The sequence below is a fragment of the Catenibacterium sp. genome (assembly GCF_052354645.1).
In the GTDB taxonomy this organism is placed as follows: Bacteria; Bacillota_I; Bacilli_A; order Erysipelotrichales; family Coprobacillaceae; genus Catenibacterium; species Catenibacterium mitsuoka_A.
Map to the genome: position 1 here is coordinate 1 of NZ_DAWDDM010000224.1, position 3,296 is coordinate 3,296.

The window sequence follows — 3,296 nt, forward strand, 5'->3', positions numbered from 1 at the left end:
TGTAGAAGATGTCTATAAAGAAGCTCTCACTAAGAACCTTGGTAATCATTCGTTGATTATTGAAAACAATCATTTGAAAACAAATGATACACTCGATCTTCTTAATTCCATTCTTCTAGATTTCTTACCAGAATAAATGGTTTCTCAAATTAGAGCAACCATTTTTAATATAAACTAGCACTAAAGTCTTGACACTGCTAAAAAAGAATGTATAATGAATCTAGCACAAGAGGAAAAAGAGTGCTAAGGAGGTGCTTGGGAATGCTATCGGCAAGACAAATGCTTATATTTAAATATATTGTCGAAGAGTTTATTGAAACAGCAGAGCCTGTTGGATCTAAGCTTCTGATGACAAAATATGAATTACCATATTCAAGCGCCACTATTCGAAATGAAATGAGCAAGCTTGAAGAACTTGGCTTTCTAGTGAAGACACATACATCTTCTGGTCGTGTTCCTTCTAAGAAGGGATATTACTATTATGTAAATACTTTGCTTCAGCCAAATGTCGATGAACAGGTAAAGAACCAGGTTGCAACTATCTTTAGTGATACACATCAATCATTGAATAGTTTGATTAAAGAAAGCTGCGAAATGTTAAGCCAGTTGACTGATCTGACGGCGGTTGCTCTAGGACCTAATTCAAGTTATGAATCTCTGCAGAACATTACACTTGTTCCAATTGGGACGCGCAATGTGACTGCGATTATTGTAACGGATAAGGGACATGTAGAAAATCGAGTTTTCACTTTATCTGAGACATTGAGTTTGGATGATTTACAATCTTGTGTGGCTGTAATGAACGACACATTAGTAGGAACGCCAATTAATCAGGTGGCAGATAGATTAGAAAACGATGTCAAGCCAATCCTCAATACGAGAATCAAGGAACATGAAATCTTGTTTAATGCTTTCTTAGAAGCATTTATGAAGTTTGCAAGAAACAATGTATATTTCTCTGGTAAAGATCATTTGCTGTATCAACCAGAATACAATGATGTCAACAAGTTAAGAAAATTAGTGAGTGCATTTGAAAATTCATCAAACTGGAATTTCTTAGCACCAACTGATGATGATGGCATCAAGGTATTGATTGGTGATGATTCAAATGTATCTGGACTTGATGATGTATCAGTTATTTCATCTTCTTTTGATACAGGAGGAGCTAGTAAAGGAACGATTTCTGTAATCGGTCCAACACGTATGCCTTACAAGAAAGTTGTATCGCTTGTAGAATATATTACTGAAAATATAGAAAGAATCATCAAGGAAAATGATGAGTAGAAGAGGTGAGACCATGGCAGAAGAAATGAAGAAAGAAGCAGAAGAAACTGTTGAAGAATCTACTAAGGAAGAAGCTGAAGAAGTAAAAGAAGAAACAACTGAAGAAACAGCTGAAGAAACAGTAGATCCTAAAGATGAAAAGATTAAGGACTTAGAATCTCAAATCAACAAGTGGAAGACAGATTATTATAAAGTATTCGCTGATATGGAAAACTTAAAGAAAAGACTTAAAAATGAACATGCGAATCAGTTAAAGTATGCAATGCAGTCTTTTATTGAAGAGTTACTACCAGTTATTGATAACTATGAAAGATCATTAACTGTTGAACCTGAAAGCGAAGAAGGTAAGAATATTCTTAAGGGTAATAAGATGATTTTGAACCAGTTAATGAATATTCTTGGTAAGAATGGTGTAACTGTGATTGAAGCACAGGGTAAGGAATTTGATCCAAATATGCATCAGGCAGTCATGCAGGATGATAATCCTGACTTTGGTCCAAATATTGTGACTGAAGAATTACAAAAAGGTTATATGTTAAAAGATAGAGTAATTAGAGCAACTTTAGTGAAAGTGAATAAGGATTAATAGGAGGAGAACTTATTATGAGTAAAATTATTGGTATTGATTTAGGTACAACAAATTCATGTGTCAGTGTTATGGAAAATGGTGAAGCAAAAGTAATTGCAAATCCAGAAGGAATGAGAACAACTCCATCAGTTGTTGCATTCAAGAACGGTGAAATCATCGTTGGTGAAGCTGCAAAGCGTCAGGCTGTTACAAATCCTGATACTGTAGCATCAATCAAGAGACATATGGGTACAAACTATAAAGAACATGTAAATGGTCGTGATTATACACCAGAAGAAATTTCAGCAATGATTCTTCAGAACTTAAAGGCTACTGCTGAAAGCTATTTAGGTGAAAAAGTAACTAAGGCAGTTATCACAGTTCCAGCTTACTTCAATGATGCTCAGCGTCAGGCTACTAAGGATGCTGGTAAGATTGCAGGTCTTGATGTTGAACGTATTATCAACGAACCTACAGCTGCTGCACTTGCTTATGGTGTAGATAAAACTGAACAGGAACAGAAAGTATTAGTATATGACTTAGGTGGAGGAACATTCGATGTTTCTATCCTTGACTTATATGATGGTACATTTGATGTATTAGCCACTGCAGGTAACAACCGCTTAGGTGGTGATGACTTCGATAAGAAAGTTATGGACTACATGGTTTCTGAATTCAAGAAAGAAAACGGTGTTGATTTAAGCGCTGATAAGATGGCTATGCAGAGAGTAAAAGATGCTGCAGAAAAGGCTAAGAAAGACTTATCTGGTATGATGCAGACTCAGATCTCATTACCATATATCACTGCTGGTGCTAATGGACCACTTCATTTAGATATGACTCTTACAAGAGCTAAATTTGATGAATTAACAGCTGATTTAGTTGCTAAAACAGAAGTTCCAGTAAGACAGGCATTAACTGATGCGAAAGTATCTGCTTCTGAAATCGATCAGATCTTATTAGTTGGTGGTTCTACTCGTATCATTGCAGTACAGGAATCAGTTAAGAGATTATTAGGAAAAGAACCTAACAAGTCAGTTAACCCTGATGAAGTAGTATCTATGGGTGCTGCAATCCAGGGTGGTGTTATCACTGGTGATGTTAAGGATGTCGTATTACTTGATGTTACACCATTATCACTTGGTATCGAAACTATGGGTGGTGTTATGACAGTATTAATCCCTCGTAACACAACTATCCCAACTACTAAATCACAGATCTTCTCAACTGCTGCTGATAACCAGCCAGCTGTAGATATCAACGTATTACAGGGTGAACGTGCAATGGCTAAAGATAATAAGCAGTTAGGCTTATTCAAACTTGATGGTATTGAACCAGCTCCAAGAGGCATTCCTCAGATTGAAGTATCATTTGATATCGACGTTAACGGTATCGTAAACGTTAAAGCAAAAGATATGAAGACTAACAAAGAACAGTCTATCAC

At 36.0% G+C, this 3,296-nt stretch carries 3 protein-coding genes; all 3 read left to right on the forward strand.

All coding sequences use genetic code 11. The features are described from left to right. The first annotated feature begins 261 nt into the window (after positions 1 to 261). Complete coding sequence (gene hrcA, locus ACT8VG_RS09005; protein ID WP_117459040.1) at positions 262 to 1,284, forward strand: heat-inducible transcriptional repressor HrcA; 1,023 nt, start codon at positions 262 to 264, stop codon at positions 1,282 to 1,284. A 13-nt stretch (positions 1,285 to 1,297) separates the two neighbouring features. After that, a complete protein-coding gene (gene grpE, locus ACT8VG_RS09010; protein WP_129981025.1) occupies positions 1,298 to 1,870 on the forward strand; it encodes a nucleotide exchange factor GrpE in 573 nt (190 codons plus the stop codon). Between the two features lie 17 nt (positions 1,871 to 1,887). Beyond that, a partial coding sequence (gene dnaK, locus ACT8VG_RS09015) for a molecular chaperone DnaK (RefSeq protein WP_444195673.1) occupies positions 1,888 to 3,296 on the forward strand: 1,409 nt, incomplete at its 3' end.